Genomic DNA, 21,666 nt, shown 5'->3' with positions numbered 1-21,666 from the left:
GTAAGAGTCAGTCGGAGGTAAAGCTCCCTTTGTAAGTCAGCCGGAGAGGCATGTCTGGGTGCAGGGGGTGTCAGGAAAATTCATATAGACACGCTCCTGAACATATTTGCTGGTGTAAGCAACCCCGGTCTAAAGACACAGGGTTTCCCACAACGAAGGATTTTTATGAGGATGAGTCCGATGGATAGGGGAAGGGGAATTATGGATGTTCAAAAAAAGATTCGTGTCGATCGCGCTCTATTAAACGTATAAATTCTCTATCTTAATTATAATAAGTTTGTCTAAATAAACACAAAATGGATCGATAAATAGACAAGGTTTGACGCATCTAGCTGGGGATCATTGAAAAATGTAAGACATCTAAACTAATGACGTATAACAACCAGAGCTATCATTCGCGTTACCAACCCAAATAAACAATATTATTGTTGCTAATATCCATATAGATAGTGGCTTTATTTTTTTAGATTAGCTGTTACGGCTTGTCTATTTTTTGATAGTCTGCTATGGTAGAAGTGTTCTGAAAGAAAGGACTGTTTCCGACTTTTCTAGTCTCCTTTAGCTAAACAATTCTTCAAGGAGAACGCTGTAACTTTTCAACGCTACAAACTCGCCCAAGCGCGACAAGGCTGGGTTTGATATATCTACTCCCTAAGTCAAAATCTAAAAAATTGATGAAGATAAACATCAATTAAATCTATCCAGACTATAGGGATAAGGAATGATAGTCTAGCTGACGGCTTAAACTCTCAAGTTGAGTTGATGCCTAGATTAGCGATGAACATGACTGTAACCAGACTTCCCACAAGATAAATGTGTAAATTACTACTAAATGTGTAAATTACTACGAATTTGATTGTGAAGTATGGTTCTATAAAAAACAGCCGATCCTAAAGAAAAGATTACCTAAAGTAATTTTCCAGGCTGACTCTCGGTAAACTGAACCTGAAACCAAAAGTAGGAGGAAATACTGAATGGTTGCAGCTACTGAAACAACAACATCTCAATCGTCCAAAGAGCAAGCTCTTATTCTGTGGTTTGAAGAGGTAGGAATTGTCGATGTTCCCTTGGTGGGTGGTAAAAACGCCTCCCTGGGTGAAATGATCCGACAACTGACCGCTAAGGGCGTCAGAGTTCCCACCGGATTTGCCACGACGGCTTATGCATACCGTTACTTCGTTAAGGAAGCAGGTTTAGAAGAAAGGCTACGCGAACTGTTTTCTGACCTCGATGTCGAGGATATGAGTAACTTGCGAGTCCGGGGTAAGCAAGCGCGGTCTTTGATTCTCAACACACCATTCCCGGAAGATCTGCGAACCGCGATCGCAGAATCTTACCTGAAGCTGTGCGAACGGTATGGCGTCACCGCTGAATTTTGCGATCGGTTTGAGCCGGAATACCAAGAAGAGTGCAAGGAGAAAAGCCAAGCTGTTGACGTAGCCGTCCGTTCATCCGCTACGGCTGAAGACTTACCTGATGCCAGCTTTGCAGGTCAGCAAGAAACTTACCTGAACGTCTACGGTGTCATGGACGTTTTAGACGCTTGCCATCGTTGCTTTGCCTCCATCTTCACTGACCGCGCCATCTCCTATCGCACCCTCAAAGGGTTTGATCACTTTGAAGTCGCCCTGTCAGTTGGGGTGCAGAAAATGGTGCGCTCTGACTTAGCCTCTTCCGGTGTCATGTTCTCCATCGACACAGAAACGGGCTTCAAGAATGCCGCCCTAGTCACCGCCGCCTATGGTTTGGGTGAAAACGTTGTTCAAGGTGCTGTCAACCCCGACGAATACTTTGTATTCAAACCGACGCTCAAGGACGGGTATCGCCCAATTCTCGAAAAGCGCTTGGGCAGCAAAGAAATCAAGATGATCTATGACATCGGTGGTTCGAAACTGACCAAGAACGTATCCGTGTCAGAGCCTGAGCAAGTCAAATACGCCATCAACGACGAAGAAATTCTCCAACTCGCTCGCTGGGGTTGTATTATTGAAGACCACTACTCCGAAGTCCGGGGTGTCTACACCCCTATGGACATTGAGTGGGCGAAAGACGGTGAAACGGGTGATTTGTACATCGTCCAAGCTCGTCCAGAAACCGTCCAATCCCAGAAGTCAAAGAGCGTCCTTAAGAGCTATCAGCTGAAAGGAACCTCCGAGGTGGCTGTTACCGGTCGCGCCGTTGGCGAAATGATTGGTCAGGGCAAAGCCAAAGTGATTCTGGATGTCCACAAGATTGATGAGTTTGAACCCGGTGAAGTCTTGGTTACCAACAAGACTGACCCCGACTGGGAACCAATCATGAAGCGGGCATCAGCCATTGTCACCAACCAAGGTGGACGGACTTGCCACGCGGCAATTATTGCTCGTGAGATGGGCATCCCAGCGATTGTCGGTTGTGGTGATGCCACAGGTGTACTTAAGAGTGGACAAGAGGTCACCGTTTCCTGTTCCGAAGGGGAAGAAGGACGGGTTTACGAAGGGCTTGTACCCTTTGAAGTCCAAGAAACCCAACTGGAAAACCTACCCACAACCCGCACCAAGATTTTGATGAACGTGGGGAACCCAGAAGAAGCCTTTGGTTTGGCGGCGATCCCCTGCGATGGCGTGGGATTAGCCCGCTTAGAGTTCATTATCGCTAATCATATTAAGGTGCACCCCTTGGCACTGCTGAACTTCGATAAGCTCGAAGATGCCACCGTCAAGCGGGAAATCTACAAAATGACCTACCTCTACGAACGCAAGGCTGACTTCTTCGTAGACAAGTTGGCGCGGGGTGTGGCGATGATTGCGGCGGCATTCTATCCCAAACCAGTTGTGTTACGGATGTCCGACTTCAAGAGTAATGAATATGCCAACCTCCTCGGCGGTCAGCAGTTTGAGCCGAAGGAAGAAAACCCGATGATTGGCTGGCGTGGTGCGTCTCGTTACTACGATGAAAACTATGCCGAAGCCTACGGCTTAGAGTGTCAAGCCATCAAGCGAGTTCGGGATGACATGGGCTTAACTAACGTAATCCCCATGATTCCCTTCTGCCGTACCCCTGAGGAAGGGCGCAAGGTGCTGACAGAAATGGAGAAATACGGCTTGAAGCGGGGCGAAAATGGACTGCAAGTCTATGTAATGTGCGAGATTCCCAGCAACGTGATCTTGGCGGATCAGTTCAGTGAAGTGTTTGATGGGTTCTCCATTGGTTCCAATGACCTAACTCAGTTAACCTTAGGTTTAGACCGTGACTCTGCCTTGGTGGCTCACATCTTTGATGAGCGCAACGACGGGGTTAAGGAAATGGTACGGATGGTGATTGAGAAAGCCAAGAAGAATGGTCGCAAGATTGGTATCTGCGGTCAAGCGCCGAGTGACTATCCTGAGTTTGCCAAGTTCTTGGTTGAGTTGGGTATTGACTCGATGAGTTTGAACCCTGACTCTGTGATGAAGACACTGTTGATGGTGGCTGAAGTTGAAGCGCAACAAGGCTAAGTCTTGAGTGTCTAGAGTCTGCGTTCCTGATGGGGCGTAGACTTGGGTAAGAGCGATCGCATGTTTTCTGTGGGGGGTGCGATCGCTCTTTTATCACTAGGCTTACTGCAAAAAGCGGAAACCTTTAGTCATTTTTCAGGAAAACCAGTCCACTGTATAGCTCAAAGGCAGAATCCCAGAGGCTTTCTTGACGGCGAAACAGGTCAATGTGAGCAGGTAAACGAGTCAGCATTTCTCGGTAATCGAGAGCAGTTTCGGCAAAGCTGGTGAAATCTGACCAAACTGGGGTTTGAGGAAGCTGGCGGTTGAGAAAACCCCGCAGGTTATTCCAGTTGATTCTATTGGTTGTATGGCTTAGGGAAGATGTGGATTTTCCCTGGGTTGGGTGGCTCTTTTGCTGGAGGGATAGCTCAATTCCCTGTTGAAACTGATAATCGCGATCGCACAAACGCAGGATAGTTTTTCTTGTCGGTAAATGCAAGTCGCAAAACTGGGCGTAGTCTTGGGTTTGAGTCTTACGCTGTAATTTACCACGAGCGTCGAGATCCACAACTTGTTCAAAAATAGGCAAGCGTCCCTCCACCAGTTGACTAACTTCTGACCACTGGAAGGGGAGAGAACCCAGTTGACCTTGATCATTTTCGCAGACAACTGTAGCTTCCTCAGAACTGACTTGGGAAAAATAATGGACGCTAAACACATTAAGGGATTGAATCTGCGCCAGAATTGCCCAAAAACAGGGAACTGACCCCTGCTGTAGGGATGACGCATAAAATTTTAATTCGCCAATGGGTCCAACTCGATACAACCGCCAGCCGCGTGTAGGGAGTTGCAGGCGTGCTGTGTAGGGATCAATTTGCATGATCTTCGCCAAAGTTTGGGCGGCGGTGGGTTTGGCTTGGGGTTCAATAGGTTCGAGGATTAAAATGCCAAATTGGGTATTTTGGGGGTCAGCCGTGGCTTGGGCTAAAGCTTGGCGACGTTTTTCCTGTTCCCTGGCTTCTAAACGCCCAAGTCCCTGACGCGCTTGAGTCATAACTTTGGGATGCGTGGTATTTTTGAGTAAGTTGCGGTAGGCGGTTTCTGCGGCGTCTAGCTTACCCGTGGCTTCATGTAAGCGTCCGATATAGAGTCGCACCCAAGGGTTATTGGGTTCTTCCTTGGCTAACTGTTTGAGTAACCGAGCCGCTGTGCGGTAGTCTTTTTGTTTAAAGGCATCAGTAACTTGGTCAAGCATAATCGTCGAGAGCAGGGGGAGCTTATCTTGACGTTTCGGTGGAACGTCTGGAAACAAGGGGAGCAAAACTCAATAATATCTAATCCTTTTTTACCGGCTATTTACCTGTTGTACCTCTAAACTAGCGGCAATTAAAGAGAGAGCCATGAGCGGGGCGGTAACAGCACGTAAAATCCGGTGTCCTAGTGAAACGGGTTGAAATCCAGCAACGATGGCTTGTTCGATTTCTGCGGGAGTCCAGCCGCCTTCGGGTCCTGTCGCAATGGCGATAACAGGAAGTTTTGACCCTTCACTGGGTTCGAGGACATGGTTTTGACCCTTCACCGCGTTCGAGGGAACCTGGTTTTGAACGTAGGGATGGGTTTTACTACTATCGTTTGTTGTCACCCTGAGGTTACTAAACCCGCCCCCATCTCCCTTTTCTGGTTTAGAGTTGAAAACTTCTGAGTTGGGTAAGCAATTTAACAGATGAGGAACGTTACCTCGTGCGACACAAATATAACAGTGGCTGGCTGAGTGGATAGCTTGTTCAATAGCTGAGGTAAAATCCAGGGGATCAAGAATCGTAGGTACAATCTGACGTTCTGATTGTTCCGCGGCTTCTTGGGCGATACGCCGCCAGCGTTCCAGTTTGCGGGGACTGGGGTTGAGAATCGTGCGATCGCTCTTAATGGGCATGATACAGGTTACACCGAGTTCGGTTGCACCAGAGATGATATCCTCAAATCCACTCCCCTTTGGCATCGCTACCATTAAAGTAATAGTACAGGGTAATTCGGTTTGGATAGGAATAGATTCAATAATGATAGCTTGGGTCAAGTTAGCCGCTAACTCGCTCAACCACCAGTTTCCCTGTCCATCCATCGCAATAAAGCGATCGCCTTTACTCAGTCGCAAGACTCGCACCAGGTAATGCTGTTGGCTGTCGGTGAGGAGAATGTGTTGGTTTTGTCGTTGCGTGGGTGAGATGACTAATCGTTGCAGGTTCATTGTTGAGATGAATTTTTTATTGGGTTGTGCAGTTTGGGCATATAAGGGTTGGATAGGTGAATTTTATCCGCCGAAGAGTCAAGGGGGACAATTGCTGCATCTTTATAGTCAGCGGTTGAGAACTGTTGAAGGAAATACCACATTTTACGCAATTCCCAGTTCAGAAACGATCGCGCAGTGGAAATCCCAGATGTCACCCGGTTTTCAGCTTTGTCCCAAATTGCCGCGATCGCTCACTCATAATGGATTCTTGAAACCCTCCATTTCAGAGGCTTTGGCGTTTTTGGAGACGATGCGAGGGTTAGGAGAACATTTAGGTCCGGTGTTCCTCCAACTTCCCCCCAGCTATGAACCTGCATTTTTAGAGGATTTGGCAGCCTTTCTCGAAGCTTGGCAGAAAACCGAAGCTGCGATCGCAACAGAAGTGCGTCATCCTGATTGGTTTGAACAACCCCACGCCAGTCATCTAAATGAACTATTGACCCAACTGGGAGTAGGACGAGTGTTGTTGGATAGCAGACCTGCTTATAGTCACTCAACTCATTATAAAACGCCACTAGAAGTTCGCAAGCCCAAACTACCCGTGCAACCTGTGGTGACAGCAGAATTTAGTTTTGTGCGGTTTATTAGTCATCCCGATCAAGAGGTGAATCAGCCATTTCTCGAAGAGTGGGTAAACTGGGTGAATCAGGAGTTAAAGTTAGGGCGACAGATTTATTTTTTCGTTCACTGTCCCATAGAAAACTATTCTCCAGGTAATGCGCGACAGTTTCAACAGTTATTACAGGATCATGGTGTACCCGTTCCCCCGTTACCGTGGAATCAGATTGATCACTCACCCATACAATTGAGTTTGTTTTGACAGGGAAATAAAGCGAAAGGAGGGAAAAGCCAACACTACTGGGAGTATATCACCTCTAATCCTGATGTAGGGGCGACCCGCTTGCACAAATCTACAACTGTATCCACTCAATTTTATCGGGTCGTGCCTACCTACTTAAAATGCTTAATTGGTTACAATATAGACGCTCAAAAAGAGATAGAATATCTCAGCCTAAACCAGAATTTCCCAAAAAAGCAGTGATATACGACTGCGAGATTGTCCGTTGTATCCCTAACAACGAGCCTTCACCTGACCTAGAATACTGCCAAGGCTGGAAAGATTTTCCGGGAATGGGGATATCAGTTATCTGTGCTTACTCATCCTGGCAGGATCGATATCATATTTATTTAGAAGATAATCTAGCAGAATTCCAAGCACTAATCAATCAAGCCGAAGAAATTATCGGTTTTAATTCTATCGCCTTTGATGATCAGCTTTGTGCCGCCAATGGATTACACGTCAAGACGACATACGACCTATTGTGCCATGTCCGTGTCGCCGCCGGAATGCCGCCTGATTATGTTAAAGGTAAAACTCGTGGGGGTTACAGTTTAGAGCAACTAGCCAGAGTTAATCTGGGGTATGGGAAATCAGGGAAAGGAAAATTAGCACCAGAACTTTGGCAACGCGGGAAACGAGGACAAGTGATTGATTATTGTATGGGTGATGTTAGTATCCTCAAAAAGCTTTATCAGCAGAGGTCAAGACTTCTAGATCCTACCAATGGAAAAATATTAACTCTAGACTGAACCTTCCCCAGCTCCCCCAGCCAAGAGACGTAGCATGCTACGTCTCTACATTGCTCCCCCAGCTTTTAGCGCTTAAGTTGACACCAATGACATCGGTGCGGCGTTGGCTGAAACCAAAGAGGAAGCGAGAGCAATGCTTGTGGCGAGTAAGCTGGAACCCAGTAAACGAGAGGTGAAAGTTGTCATATTCTTGTGCTTGGCTTGTAGGATTAGAAAACTTATGAGACTTTTTTAGAATGGCAGAAGAATCAGCACCCTCTTCTTATTTACTACGTTACTGAATGTTTTAGTAGGTTGTCTATAAAAAGTATCTAAGTTTACAGAAATTTCAGCAAAATGCCTTGATTTATGAAGTCCTGATAAACGGGAGGAACGAAGACATCCTATCTCTCCTCAGCTAATTCTTTCAGACTGTAAAAATACCTACACTTAACTAGACACGGCAATTCAAGCCTTGCTATCAATATATGAAACGCTATATACAGCAAATTTGGTGGTTGATGAGGTACAGTCTATCTAGGCAAGATAGATCCCCGACTTCGTAGAAGTTGTCGGGGATCTGTTTGTATACCTCACTTACTACCAAAAGCGCTGTAAGCATTCACAACAACGAAAAAAAGGGGTTAGAAGTATCATTTAACTTTCAACCCCAATCAGCCAACCGATTCACACTCAATATTTAGCAAGACTGGCGATAACGTGCGGCTGTGGCGGCGATAGAACCAACTATCAAAGCAAAACTTATTAGCATAGTTGGTTGGGACGCAGAACCATCATCATGATCCGGGCTATGCTCAGGAATATGAGGCATTGTATTCATAACTATTCTTCTATTTGCTTCGTTGACTTGAACAACAGCGTCAGTCGTAAGCGTATTTGTTGATGTGCTGGTGTTATCCAAGGAAATAACTGAGGCTTGTACCGCGTTAGTTGAAACAAAACAGGATATAAGTGTAAAACTGGTAGCAAGTAAGCTGTAACTTAGGAGATGTAAAGGCAGTTGTTTCATGTTCAATAGAGGGGTGATAGGATTATAAAACTCAGGAAACTCGGATTGAACAACTAAAAAATTAGTCATTCCTTATATTTTTATATTTTACTTAATCTGTGATTGCCTTGTCTATAGAAATGGAATGATTTCACAGAATATTCAGCAAATATTATAGATTTGTAAAATCTCAATAAATATGAATTTAAATTGAATATATGTTAAAAAATGATGAATTAAAAGGTTAGGAAGAGTAAATTTATGGCGTGGCACAGCTAAAATGGTGGAATAGAGTTTAGGGTTTTCAGAGGACACCATCCTTTCATCCTTGTCCACTTAAGCCACAATCCTTGCCAATTATTGTTTCGAGCAGTTCGACACAAACTGGGGCGTGAAGCTTTCTCCCTAAGCTATTACAGGAGAAAGTTTTCACCTTAAGTTGACACGGATGTCTGACCCCTCCCGATGCCTCCCCTGCAAGGGGAGGGAAGCGGAATATATTTGTTTATTTGGAGGGGCTTTCAGACCTTACTTTTCACGGAATCTGCAAAATCTCTCTCCTGCAAGGAGAGAGGCTTTGAATTCTTGGCGGATGCTGGGGCTGACTGAAAATGGTGCAATATGTGAATTTTAACAGGTTGTCGATTAGATAATGTAAATTGATTTTACCGCTAATATTATATCCTATCTAGCTCCTTTGATTCTCTAATTGTGCCAATTTATTCTGAGCAAACTCCCTAACTTTTCCATCAGGATCATTTTCGGCTCTGTCGCGCAGCAAGGGTAGAGTCTGGGGATTATCAGGATATTGTTTGATAATAATTTCAATTGCTAATTGCCGAGGATTGTCTTGCCAGTCGTTCTCACGCACAAAGGAATCATTAAGGGCGCGATCGCGTAATAATTCAAATAGCCATGGCTCATCTTTCCAGCCTTTTGCTAGTTCTTTCACCGCTGCACGTCGCACATACTCATCATCATCAGATTGGGCTTTTTTCTTGAGAATAGGTAAGGTGTCTGGGTCATCTTTCCAGCCTTTTGCTATTTCTTCCATCGCTGCACTTCGCACATCCGGATGGTGATCAGATTGGGCTTTTTGTTTCAGCCAAGGTAAGGTGTCTGGGTCATATTTCCAGCCTTTTGCTATTTCTTCCATCGCTGCATATCGCACAGCCCAATAGTCATCAGATTGGGCTTTTTGTTTGAGAATAAGTAAGGTGTCTGGTTCATCTTTCCAGCCTTGGACTAATTCTTTTACCGCTGCATATCGCACATCAGAATCGTCATCAGATTGGGCTTTTTGTGTGAGAATCGGTAAGGTGTCTGGTTCATCTTTCCAGCCCTTGGCTAATTCTTGCACCGCTGCACTTCGCACAGCCCCATGGTTATCAGATTGGGCTTTTTGTTTGAGTATAGGCAAGGTTTCTGGGTCATCTTTCCAGCCTTGGGCTAATTCTTGCACCGCTGCACGTCGCACAGCCCAATGGTCATCAGATTGGGCTTTTTGTTTGAGTATAGGCAAGGTTTCTGGGTCATCTTTCCAGCCTTTGGCTAATTCTTCCACCGCTGCGCGTCGCACAGACGGATGGTCATCATATTGGGCTTTTTGTTTGAGCCACTGTAAGGTGTCTGGGTCATCTTTCCAGCCTTTGGCTAATTCTTCCACCGCTGCTTGTCGCACACGCCAATGGTCATCATATTGGGCTTTTTGTTTGAGCCACTGTAAGGTGTCTGGGTCATTTTTCCAGCCTCTGGCTAATTCTTGCACCGCTGCACGTCGCACAGCCCAATAGTCATCAGATTGGGATTTTTGTTTCAGCCAAGGTAAGGTGTCTGGAGAATCATGCCAGGTTGTCGCAATTGCCGCAACCGCTTGGGTGCGAATTTCCTGAACTAAATCGGCTTCCTCGTTATAGGGTTCATAATAATGAGGGAAGTCGTACTGGGTTAAACCCTTAATCTGGTTCAGTAATTGAGTCGCTGTCGATATGATAACCGAACGATTCCTCACCTCATTCAGGCAATCCGCCGCTAGAAACACATTAATAAACGTTTCCGCTTCTCCCGGCTGATTCCTCAAATAATCCAGAATCTCCCCAGCTAACTTTGGCTCAATCATCCCCACAATCAACCGTAACACTTCATGCCAAGACTCATCCTGCCAATGCTTGCCAAAAACCTCGGTTTTCAACTCATCCAGAGAAATTGTTCGTTCCTTCTCAAACTGCCAAACATATTCCCAGGCGCAGAAATATTCCAAAAACGTCCGATGCACAAAGGCATAATAATCAGCCCCCATGAAACATAATATAAAATTCCGTTCCCGCAGTTGCTTTATCATCACCCTAGCCACCGCCCTGGAATTATTGATGTCTATGGTTTTCAGATAATCGGTCAAAATTCTCTCTAACTTATCCGCCGCAATTAGATTACCCGCTAACCCTTTCTCCGCTGCTTGCATCTGATAAGCCACCTGACGCAGCATCGCCTGCTTATCTTTATAATCAATCGTTTGAATCTCTAACTGCTGATGTTCGACTAACGCCCGTTCCACATCCCATTGATGCAGCAATACCCGCGACGCTTGGTTATATAATTCGGGTCTATCTCTGGGTAATTCCTGATTGCGATTTAATATTGCCATCATGGTTAGCAATAAGGGATTTCCAGCGAGTTCGCGAATCGCTTTTGAGGTATCAATTGCCCGTTGCAGTCGTTCCTGCTTCCTCTGTTTATCTACTTGATCTGTAAACGTTAAATCATGCCAACGGTTAATAAATTCCTTAACCTGAGTTTCCTCCAAATCTTGCAACATAAAGTGATGAAACTGGGCATCTCGTAACCGCTGCGGTTTATAGCCAATCACGCGAGAGGTGACAATTACCCGCACATCAGGATAGTCATTGGTGAAGCGATGAATATCGGTAATTACATCCTCCCGTTTTCCCGGATCAAATACCTCATCCAAGCCATCAAACATCACTAAAGCATTTCCGGCTTTTAACTGTTCCACCAGTTGATGCTGATTCAGATGACAGACAATCCCACTGCTATCATGGAAGAATTCCAGGAAATTCTTACATTGTCCCACATCGCGATTCCGCATGTAGGTGCGTAATTCAATCAGCAGGGGAATTGGCTGGAAACTGGCATCATTGGGTGTAGAATTTGCCCAATCTAATGCTAAATATTGCAATAAGGTAGATTTACCCGAACCCGGATCACCGAGAATAACCAGATAGCGATAATTATCTTTATCTTTAATAATTTCCCCAATCGGGCGAATTGGTTGTTGAGAATAAACCTGTTTATAGTCGGTTAAGTCTTCCAGAGACACATCCGCGTCAAGTTGATGACTCTCTCGCAGTCGCCGTTGATGTTCTTTGGGCAGTTCATAGACTTGGGGCAATACCTGATGAACTTGTCGCACATTTTGCGGGATGAAGACTTGCCAGAGTTTCAGTTCATTATAAGCGCAGCCTGTTGTATCTAAACTGGATAAATTTAAATGACTGTAGCGTTCGCGTAATCCTTCTTGATATTTGAATATATTAAAATCGGGATTAATTCTGGCATTTTCTCGAACCTGTTCTTCAATGGATTCTAGAATCTCTAATTCTAAAATTGCCTTTAACTCTGGCGAATTGCGGACAATGCGTTTCACTTCTTTGAGATAGGGCTTGGTAATCTCCTCCCAGTTAAACCCAGTTGGCATATCGGGAGAATAGCGCTGTACCCAAATTATCCTTAATTGATTAGCGTCTATGACTCGACAATCTTTTTCAAAGGCTTTTCCTAACAGGGGTTTGACTTCATCGTCTTGGATAAACCGCCCAATTTCTAATTGATAGGTGTCTCGAACTTGGGCTTCGGTTAAATATAAGAGTAATTCATCTTCGATGAGTTTGAGGAATTGCTGTAAAGCTTCACCCAGCGCTTTTTTCAGGACATCGGGTTGGGCGGATTGTACCCCAGTTTTAATGCTGTCTTTGAAAAAATCTTTTACATAGTCTTCTAATGTTTCTTTCCCTAGTTTCAGGAGGATGTCTTTTAAGACTAAATCTTTTAGGATAGAAACGCCCAGCGCTGTCCAAAGTTCCACCATGCTGCGATGACTCAAGGATGGTTTATGGTTTATTATAGCCCTTCGGGTAAATGATGATGACACATCCTCAATTTGATAAATGTTTGTGGTTATATCCCTTCGGATAAACGATGATGGGCGAAGCATTTGGGGAGTAACCTGATCCGACACATCCTCAAATTTTGCACCCAAATGCTTCGCCCCTACGCCCCTACGCCCCTACGCCCCTACGCCCCTACGCCCCTACGCCCCTACGCCCCTACACCCCTACATTCCTACGCCCCTACACCCCTACGATTTCGGCTAAACAACGCCCGATAAATGGGTTGTCCGCAGGAGATTGTGTAGGTTTCTCGTTCGGTGGGAACGGGTAGAGGATTGGTGGCTAACCATTCGGTTCCTTGAGGTTGAAAAGCGGGATTTTCGGTAAAGCGATCGCGCATTTCTTTTGCTACGGTTTCCACGTCAGATTGAATCAGGGTTTCGCCCCCTTCTTTTAAGTATTTTGCCAACGTATTCACCAATTCTGGCTTAACCACACGGCGTTTTTCATGGCGTTTTTTGAACCACGGATCAGGAAATTGAATTGTCACCCGCTTTAATACTCCCTGGGGTAAAGAGTCTAAAATCGGTACTAATGAATTATCAACATTGCAAAATATAAAATGAACATTCCTTAATCCTAACTCAGCCACCGCTTCTTGGGCTTTCTCAACTAAAGGTTCCCGAATTTCTAATCCCAGAAAATTCCAATCCGGTTGCAGCGTTGCCATTTCTAGCAAAAACTCACCCCTAGCACTTCCTATATCCAGATGCAGGGGTTGCTTATGTTGATTGTAAACCTTTTCCCAGTGGGGAGGCGTTATCGGAGTCAGGTATTTTTTACTCAGGGGATTGACATGTTGGCGCACGCGAATTTTCGGCAATTGTTTCACCTCCTTTTTTGACATTTTAGATCAGGGGATTGGGGATTGGTGATTAATTTTGTCGGGGTGGGTTTGATGATTCCCAAAGGCAAATATACCCGCCCCACGCCAATTGTAGAGACGTTCCATGGAACGTCTCTACATTAATTAACCAATGGGAAGTTCAATAATAAACTCGGCGCCCTTTCCCGGTTTGGACATACAACGTAATTTTCCGCCGTGTTTTTCCACTACAATCTCATGACTAATCGATAATCCTAACCCGGTTCCTTTGCCAAAGGGTTTTGTCGTGAAAAAGGCTTGGAATAGTTTGTCTTGCATCTGTTCAGGGATACCGGGACCATTATCAGAAATACGGATTTCTACTCGCTGGCGATCAATCACTCCGGTACGAATCCAGATAGTGGGAGCAGTTAAGGTTTTGTCCCTCTCTGAAATTTCCGCTGAATTTTGCTTTCTAAATTCTGCTTCCTCTAACGCATCAATCGCATTCGCCAAAATATTCATAAACACTTGACTCAGGCGTCCAGGATAGCATTCAATGGGCGGTAATTTGCCGTATTCTTTAATCACTTGAATCCCTAAATGTTTCCCGGAGGGTTTGATTCGATGTTGCAAGAGAACCAGAGTACTGTCTAACCCCTCGTGCAAATCAATCATCATCATTTCACCCGCGTCAAGGCGGGAGATATTCCGTAAGCTTTTAATAATTTGGCAAATGCGTTCAATGCCCAATTCCATTGAGTGAAATGTTTTGGGAAAGTCTTTGATCAGAAAGTTTAGGTCAATTTCTTTCGATTTAGCTTGAATTTCTGGAACTGGATTCGGATAATGTTGAGTATAGAGGTGCAGGAGTTGGAGTAAGTCTCTGCTATATTCACCCGCACAGCTTAAATTACCATGAATCGAACTAATGGGATTATTAATTTCATGGGCAACTCCGGTGATCATTTGTCCCAAACTAGACATTTTTTCATTTTGAACCAGCATGGCTTGGGCTTGTTGCCAATTGGTTAGGGCTTGGGCAAGTTGATTTGTCCGTTCTTCCACCCGTTGTTCCAATTCCTGAGTTAATGTTTGCAACTCGGCTTCTGCTTTAGCCCGTTGTTCAACTTCCTGGATCAGTCGTGTATTTTGTTCTTCTAGGGTTTTAGTTAAGGTTCGCAGTTTCAAATGCACCTTAACTCGTGCTAATACTTCTTCCTGCTGAAAGGGTTTGGTGATATAGTCTACTGCGCCTAAATTTAAACCCTTAACTTTATCAATTGTATCCGTCAGAGCCGTCATAAAAACGATGGGAATCTCTTGAGTGGCGGGATTAGCTTTCAGGCGACGGCAGGTTTCAAATCCGTCCATTCCTGGCATCATCACATCTAGCAAAATTAAGGTTGGTGGATCGTAGGCAATCTGTTCAAGTGCGGTTTCTCCATCAAGGGCAACGGCAATTTCAAAACCAGCGCTGGTCAGGGTTTCTGATATGATTTCTAGATTGTTGGGACTGTCGTCAACAATTAAAATAATCGTTTTACTTAAGTTATCTATTGGATTGTTGTGTTCTTCTATCCGGTTTAACGTCATTGAATTAGAGTTAATCATGGATATAATTTATTAGGGGGAGCGACTTGTGAAGTTTGTTTAGTGAATGCACCTATTTTTGGCGATAAAATCCCTTATTTTTTTGAGCTGAAACCCTTTAGCGAGTTGGCGGATATATTGAGCAAATGGAGCAAACTTCTGATCTGATTTTTCGATACTATCAATTTTTTCCAGTAGAAGATTAATGCGACCTTTCATGGCTAAATCCCAGAGGATATCTAGTTCCTCTTCAGGAAAAATAATCGCTTCGGGTTTACCCAATTTTTGGGACTCAGTTGTTGTTATCTTAACAGCCACCGACTGACTGCCCTTTCCTGATGCGGACTCGTAAATCCATGTCAGTCCCAAATGTCGCTGTAACGTCTGCAGCAACTCATCAAGTTGAACGGGTTTGGGCAGAAAATCATTGCCCCCGGCTGCCAAACTGTGATGCCGATCCATTTCAAAAACACTGGCTGACGATACTACAATTAGCATATTTTCCCGCTGTTTGGACTGGCGAATGTGTCGCATCATCTCAAAGCCGTCCATAATCGGCATGAGTAAGTCGGTAATGATCAGATCGGGCGATGCTGTCATGGCGATATCCAATCCTTCTTTACCATTATTCGCCTCAATCACCTCAAATCCTAAGGGTTCGAGTAAATTGACGAGAACTGAACGATTTTCCCACCGATCATCGACGACGAGAACTATGCGGGATTTGCCCTGATAGCCAATAATTCTACCCTGAGTGGGGGTGGTGGTTACCTGCATCCATTCTTTGGCTTCTCTTAAGGCTAGATCTACGGTAAATACACTCCCCTTGCCTAATTCACTTTGGACTTGAATTTTACTTTCCATTAGCTGTACAATTTTTAGGCTAATTGCTAAACCCAGTCCAGTTCCCTCTGCCTGAAGTTTGCGATCGCTCACTTGCTCAAAGGGTAAAAAGATGCGCTGCAACTGTTCGGGAGTCATACCCACTCCTGTATCTTCGATTTGAAACCGAATTCGGTGATGGGGATTGGTGAATTTTTTGGCTTGACTAGATAATAATTCTGTGCTATGTTCATCCTTTAACCCAATGCCTGGATTGTCTTGACTCTCTACATATCCGACTTTAAAGGTAACGCCTCCGGTATCGGTAAACTTAATCGCGTTGCTGAGTAAGTTAATCAGAACTTGTCGCAGTCGCTTTTCGTCTACGTGCACACCGGCGGGGAGGGGTGAAGTCGGTTGATAGATAAAGGAAATGCCTTTCCCATCCGCCCGGATACGGCAAATTTCCACAACACCACGCAGGAACGAGGGAAAATAAATATCGCTATGATGAAGTTCCATCTTCCTGGCTTCAATTTTCGCTAAATCGAGAATATCATTAATCAGCATCAACAGATGAGAACCGCACTGATGGATAATGCGAATACCATCAAGTTCGCGATCGCTCATTGTTTTTGAACGTTGAAGAATTTGGGCATATCCCAACACCCCATTCAGTGGCGTTCGCAATTCATGACTCATATTTGCCAGAAATTCACTTTTGGCTTTATTCGCCGTATCCGCATCTTCTTTTGCCATTTTCAGTTCCGCTGTGCGTTGTTCTACGCGCAATTCTAGTTCCGCTTTGGCATTTTCTAGGGCGGTAAAGGATTCTTGCAACTGCTGCGCCATTTGGTTAAAGGATTTGGATAAAATCCGCAGTTCATAAATCCCTTCAACTTTTACTTTTTGATCAAGTTCCCCACTCGCGATCGCGTAAGACGCCGCACTCAGTCGCAGAATCGGTTGACTAATCCAACGAGAGGTAAATAATCCCAACAGGGTGGCGAAAATCAACGCCCCCACACACAGCCGAATTGTCAGGCGTGTGTTGGCGTGGATACGTGCCATAAATTCATCTTCTGGCACCACGACAACAATTAACCAATTCAGTCCTTTATTATCTTGAAAAGGCAAAACTTGCACGAATTGCTTCTTATTATCTAGCTGAAAATCTAACTGATACTCCCCTTTTATATTCTCAAAGCTGCCAAATTTACCCACCAAAAAGTCAGCCGTCGCCTTAATCAGCGGATTTTCACTGGTAATCGAGTCATTCCGCTCTGATTTATTATGATTACTAGATACCACCGTATCTTCACTCATTGATGTGGCGACTAATGTTCCCTTCCCCTTGGGTTCTAAAATAAACGTCTGTCCAAATTGAGTACTTTTCAAACTTTTTAGGAATTCCCCAATATGAGACAGAGACAGAATCGTACTGGTTACCCCCAGCAACGTATCATCCTCGTGGTAAAGGGGCATACTCGCCGCGATTGCTAATGTATCTTCATGTTCATAGCGGAAAACCTTACTCCAGGTTGGCTGACCGGCTTTTACCGCCTCTTTGTACCAAGGTCGATTTCGGTGATCATAATAGATACTATTTCCTAATAACCTCGTCCGATTTCCTTGCCGATCCACCTGATAAATATTTTTGGTATAATTAATAGACTGGTGAATTTGAAATTTATCCTCCTCTTGCCGCACCACTTCAATATATTTACCATCTTCTGTAGCAATTGCTGTAGCACTGACGGGAAAAACTTGCATCTGATGCCAAAACATTTTCTGGCAATAGATTAAACGACTGAATTCTAACTGAGTCAAACAAGTTTCATTGGCATTTAGTTGATTGAACCCATGGGGTATTTGCAAATAACTGTCGAGTTTCTGTTCAATTCTGGCAGCAATTTCTTGGCGTAAATCACTGGCAAGTTCATTAACCGCTTCTTCCCCATTGCGTAAGGAAAGCCAGCCCGTTAATCCTACAGCAGCAGTAATTTGCACTAGGAAAGGAACGACAAGGACGAGGCGCAGGGGCATTTTGAAAGAGGATTTTGGCAAAAAACTGGGTAACATCCGTCAGAGTTAGTTTATGAGCAATGAGTGGATTGACGACTCAGATGCTACCCTAACCTGTCAAGATAATCTTTTTACCAGATCCCCGACTTCTTCAAGAAATCGGGGATCTACTTTAATTAACTTTCATCCGTTTAATCTACTCCTTCAATCGGGGCAAACCCCTGACGCTGAATATTTTCGGTAATCGTGCGCGGTTCTAAAAATTGGAGTAAATAATCGGGTCCTCCCGCCTTAGAACCTACCCCTGATAGTTTAAACCCGCCAAAGGGTTGGCGCGAAACAATTGCCCCCGTAATCGTGCGGTTAATATAGAGATTGCCCACTTCAAACTCTGTAGATGCTTGGTCAATATGAGACGGTGTGCGGGAATATAATCCTCCCGTCAGGGCATATTTTGTCCCATTTGCCACAGCCAGGGCGTCTTGAAAATCTTTGACTCGAATCACCGCTACAACCGGACCAAAGATTTCCTCTTGGGCAATTCTGGCATCGGGTGAAACGTTAGTAAAAATAGTTGGACTAACAAAATAACCCGTTTCTGGGACTTCACATTCCACCGCAATTTCTGCCTCTTGCCGCCCTTTTTCAATATAGTCCTGAATTCGATTTCTGGCAGTATCATCAATCACCGGTCCGACTTGAGTACTGGCTAATTCAGCCGCACCAATATTGAGCGATCGCGTGGCTTCGATTAATCGTTCCACTACGGTATCATGGATAGGGTCGAGGACGATTACCCGTGAACAGGCAGAGCATTTTTGACCACTATACCCAAATGCCGACTTCACCACTCCCGCCACGGCTTGATCCAGGTCAGCACTCTCATCCACAATAATGGCATTCTTACCCCCCATCTCGGCAATCACCCGTTTCAGGTGAGTTTGACCCGGTTGGACAATCGCCGCATCGGCATAAATCCGACATCCCACCTCTTGAGAACCGGTAAAGGCGATTAAATGAGTATCTGGATGCTTCACCATATAAGCACCCACCTGGGAACCCTTACCGGGAACATATTGAAACACTCCCTGGGGAATTCCGGCGGCGACTAAAATTTCTGCCAGTTTCGCCGCAATCACGGATGAGGTTTCGGCGGGTTTGAGTAGGGTACAATTTCCCGCGACTAACGCCGCTACCGTCATTCCTGTAGCAATTGCCAAGGGGAAATTCCAGGGAGAAATAACGATAGCAATTCCTCTGGGTTGGTAGATATAGCGATTGGTTTCCCCAGCCACATCATAGATATACCCTCCCTCTAGCCGTTCCATTTCATCCCCATAGTAACGGCAAAAGTCGATGGCTTCTGAGACTTCTGCATCGGCTTCCCGTAAGGCTTTGCCGACTTCCAAGCATATCCAAGCGGAGAGTTCTTCCCGGCGCCCTTCCATTAATTTAGCCGCTTGACGCAGAATATCCGCCCGTTGTTTTACCGGGGTGCGACGCCATCCGGGAAAGGCGGCTTTGGCGGCGTTTAATGCCGTTTCGGCTTGTTCAATGGAGAGTAACCCAACTTTACCGATAATTTCACTGGGATTGGCGGGATTAACGGAATCAACGGTTTCGGTTGTGGGTTGATAGTCGCCGTTAATTAAGGGATAGTAGGTTTTTCCTAGTTGTTGGCGCACGGTTTCCAGGGCGTTTTGGGCTTTTTCCCTGGCTTCGGCTTGGGCGTAATCGGTATCGGGGGCGTTGGGGAATTGGGGATGGGGGATTGGGGATGGGGCGGGTTTAGTCAAGTTATCGGTTTTTGCGATAACGTTATCTGTAAAACCCGCCCCTACAGGTTCCTCATCCACAACCGGAGGGGCGATTAATTCCTCAACGGGGCGTTCTTCTAAACTTTGGCGTAGGAAGGAACTATTGGCGGTATTTTCTAGTAAGCGGCGAATCAGATATGCCATTCCGGGTAAGAGTTCCCCGTAAGGCGCATAAACCCGCACCCGATGTCCCCGTTGCACTAAGGCTTTTGCCAGTTGATCTCCCATTCCGTATAGAACTTGCATCTCGAAGTTGCGACGGGGGATATTTAACTGTTCTGCAATGGCGATGGCTTTGGCTTGCGATCGCACGTTATGAGACCCTATGGCAGCATAGAGATACTGGTGATTTTCTAGCAACAGTTGGGTCATTTCCTCGAAATTGGCATCGGTGGCGCTTTTTTGGTTATAAACGGGTTGTTGCCAATGGTTTTGTAAGGATTTAATCGTTTCTTGATCCCAATATGCTCCTTTAACCAGACGCACGGTGAGGGGGTTGCCACGTTCTTTTGCCCAGGTGATAATATCCTTTAGATCCCTTTTACTATCTTGTAGATAGGCTTGCAGGGTGATACCTAAGTCGGTGCGATCGCGGAATTCATCTTCCATCAACAATTCTTTGAGAATGCCCAGAGTCATGTCTTTATAGACATACTGTTCCATATCGAAGTGAACCGCCGCCCCCAATTCCTTTGCACGACGTAACAGAATCCGGATGCGATCGCACACCTGTTTTTTGCTACCCTCTGGATCTAGGGGGTCAAATTGGGAATAGAATGCGGTTAACTTAACAGAGACTTGAACTTGTGATAATTCTTCCCCATCTGCCTGGTCAATTTCCGACACCGTTGACCAATTTTTCGCTTCCTGGGTAAGTTGTTCCATCAAATCCAGATAGCGTTCCAGATAAGACTGGGCTTCGGCTTCGGTAATCACGGCTTCCCCTAGTAAATCTAGGGTAAATGCCATCTTATCTTTCCGCAGGCGTTCAATTGTTTTAATTGCCTGCTTAATTGTTGCCCCAGCGATATACTTATTTGCCAGGGTTTCCACGGCGGTGGATACTGTTGAAGCCGCCAACTGTCCCGGCATCGAGTCAGGATTGGCAAAGTTGAGTAGATTTTTCAGGGCGGCGGGAAGTTCTACAGATTCATCCCCCAAATATTCTTGCAAATGACGGGCAACCTCCGTCTTACTTCCCAGGGCGGGTAAGGCATCAATGAAGCGAAAAAGCTGCACCCGCAAACCTGGATTACTCATCGCCCAGGCTAGGAGTTTATCATCCCAGCGGATATGATCACGCATTTGGGCAAAAAAGGAGCGTTTTTGCCGAGTGGCGTCTAGGAGGTGTTTGGCGATTTCGGTGGTTTGGGTTTCGTAGATGCTGTTGGCGACTTGTACAACCACGGGCGGGTAGACTCCTAATTCTGGGCTAAGGCATTTATCTCGAACTCTTTATTATATCCTGCTAGAGCCAATTGTGCAGGTTTCGATCCCTGATAGGGATTCCAAGCAGTTATCAGTTATCAGTTATCAGTTATCAGTTCAGTTATCAGTTATCAGTTATCAGTTATCAGTTATTTGTTATCAGTTTTCAGTTATCAGTTTTCAGTTATCAGTTTTCAGTTTTCAGTTATCAGTTATCAGTTTTCAGTTTTCAGTTATAGCGCTTCGCGCTGGTGTATTTACACATTAGATAGGGATGCTTGATCAGGAGGAATTTAGAACACTTGTACTGTAACTACGCGAGAGCGAACTGCTATATTTGTTATCCGTTTTATTGTTGTTTCAATCCCTGATAGGGATTCAGGGGAATTCCAAGTTTCATCAATTCCAAGGAACCAATCAGTTGAAACCTGTTTCAATCCCTGATAGGGATTCAGGGGAATTCCAAGAGCGGTCATCTGGAAGCCTGACAGTATGCAGTTTTCATGGTTCAGTTGCGCGACTGATAAAAATAATAGCATTTCAGGGATAGGGTTTGGCAAGAGGTAAAATTGACACTCCCACGGCTCAAAGCGCGTGGGATTCTGTATTCAACGTCAAAACTTGCTCTACCAGGCTTGCGCCAAGTAGCGTAGAGGCTCCAACTCC

Annotated in this window: 11 protein-coding genes; 3 read left to right on the top strand and 8 right to left on the bottom strand. The window is 45.1% G+C overall.

Annotated elements, in window-relative coordinates:
• The first annotated feature begins 974 nt into the window (after positions 1–974).
• The gene (gene ppsA, locus ACLGGO_RS01435; RefSeq protein ID WP_446337196.1) at positions 975–3,476 is read left to right on the top strand and encodes a phosphoenolpyruvate synthase; all 2,502 of its coding nucleotides are present in this window, start codon (positions 975–977) and stop codon (positions 3,474–3,476) included.
• A 124-nt stretch (positions 3,477–3,600) separates the two neighbouring features.
• Here ppsA and ACLGGO_RS01430 read toward each other — a convergent pair whose 3' ends face one another.
• Both ACLGGO_RS01430 and ACLGGO_RS01425 read right to left on the bottom strand, forming a co-directional pair.
• Complete coding sequence (locus tag ACLGGO_RS01430; protein ID WP_446418082.1) at positions 3,601–4,713, bottom strand: tetratricopeptide repeat protein; 1,113 nt, start codon at positions 4,711–4,713, stop codon at positions 3,601–3,603.
• A 90-nt stretch (positions 4,714–4,803) separates the two neighbouring features.
• Positions 4,804–5,703, bottom strand: a complete 900-nt coding sequence (locus tag ACLGGO_RS01425) for an RsmE family RNA methyltransferase (protein WP_446418012.1) — start codon at positions 5,701–5,703, stop codon at positions 4,804–4,806.
• A gap of 7 nt (positions 5,704–5,710) precedes the next feature.
• Here ACLGGO_RS01425 and ACLGGO_RS01420 point away from each other — a divergent pair, with 7 nt between their 5' ends.
• Both ACLGGO_RS01420 and ACLGGO_RS01415 read left to right on the top strand, forming a co-directional pair.
• Complete coding sequence (locus ACLGGO_RS01420) at positions 5,711–6,565, top strand: DUF72 domain-containing protein (RefSeq protein WP_446418011.1); 855 nt, start codon at positions 5,711–5,713, stop codon at positions 6,563–6,565.
• Between the two features lie 218 nt (positions 6,566–6,783).
• Entirely contained in the window at positions 6,784–7,335 is a 552-nt protein-coding gene (locus ACLGGO_RS01415; protein ID WP_446418010.1) for a hypothetical protein, read from the top strand.
• Positions 7,336–8,014: 679 nt separating this feature from the next.
• Here the strand turns inward: ACLGGO_RS01415 and ACLGGO_RS01410 are convergent.
• From ACLGGO_RS01410 to pruA, 6 genes are all read right to left on the bottom strand, one after another.
• A complete protein-coding gene (locus ACLGGO_RS01410) occupies positions 8,015–8,413 on the bottom strand; it encodes a hypothetical protein (protein ID WP_446418009.1) in 399 nt (132 codons plus the stop codon).
• 598 nt (positions 8,414–9,011) lie between these two features.
• A complete protein-coding gene (locus tag ACLGGO_RS01405) occupies positions 9,012–12,428 on the bottom strand; it encodes an NACHT domain-containing protein (RefSeq protein ID WP_446418081.1) in 3,417 nt (1,138 codons plus the stop codon).
• Positions 12,429–12,682: 254 nt separating this feature from the next.
• The gene (gene trmB / locus ACLGGO_RS01400; protein WP_446418008.1) at positions 12,683–13,357 is read right to left on the bottom strand and encodes a tRNA (guanosine(46)-N7)-methyltransferase TrmB; all 675 of its coding nucleotides are present in this window, start codon (positions 13,355–13,357) and stop codon (positions 12,683–12,685) included.
• 123 nt (positions 13,358–13,480) lie between these two features.
• Positions 13,481–14,929 carry a hybrid sensor histidine kinase/response regulator gene (locus tag ACLGGO_RS01395; RefSeq protein WP_446418007.1) on the bottom strand — a complete coding sequence of 483 codons (1,449 nt, stop codon included), beginning with the start codon at positions 14,927–14,929 and terminating at the stop codon, positions 13,481–13,483.
• A gap of 39 nt (positions 14,930–14,968) precedes the next feature.
• Positions 14,969–17,776: an ATP-binding protein gene (locus ACLGGO_RS01390; RefSeq protein ID WP_446418006.1), complete on the bottom strand. Its 2,808-nt coding sequence runs from the start codon at positions 17,774–17,776 to the stop codon at positions 14,969–14,971.
• Positions 17,777–17,946: 170 nt separating this feature from the next.
• Positions 17,947–20,979 (bottom strand): L-glutamate gamma-semialdehyde dehydrogenase, encoded by a 3,033-nt coding sequence (gene pruA / locus ACLGGO_RS01385; RefSeq protein WP_446418005.1) that lies wholly within the window; start codon positions 20,977–20,979, stop codon positions 17,947–17,949.
• Positions 20,980–21,666: the final 687 nt, after the last annotated feature.

The organism is Coleofasciculus sp. (genome assembly GCF_046565525.1).
In the GTDB taxonomy this organism is placed as follows: domain Bacteria; phylum Cyanobacteriota; class Cyanobacteriia; order Cyanobacteriales; family Coleofasciculaceae; genus Coleofasciculus.
Note: the sequence above shows the minus strand (reverse complement) of the source record. Positions and strands in the feature narration are given on the sequence as shown.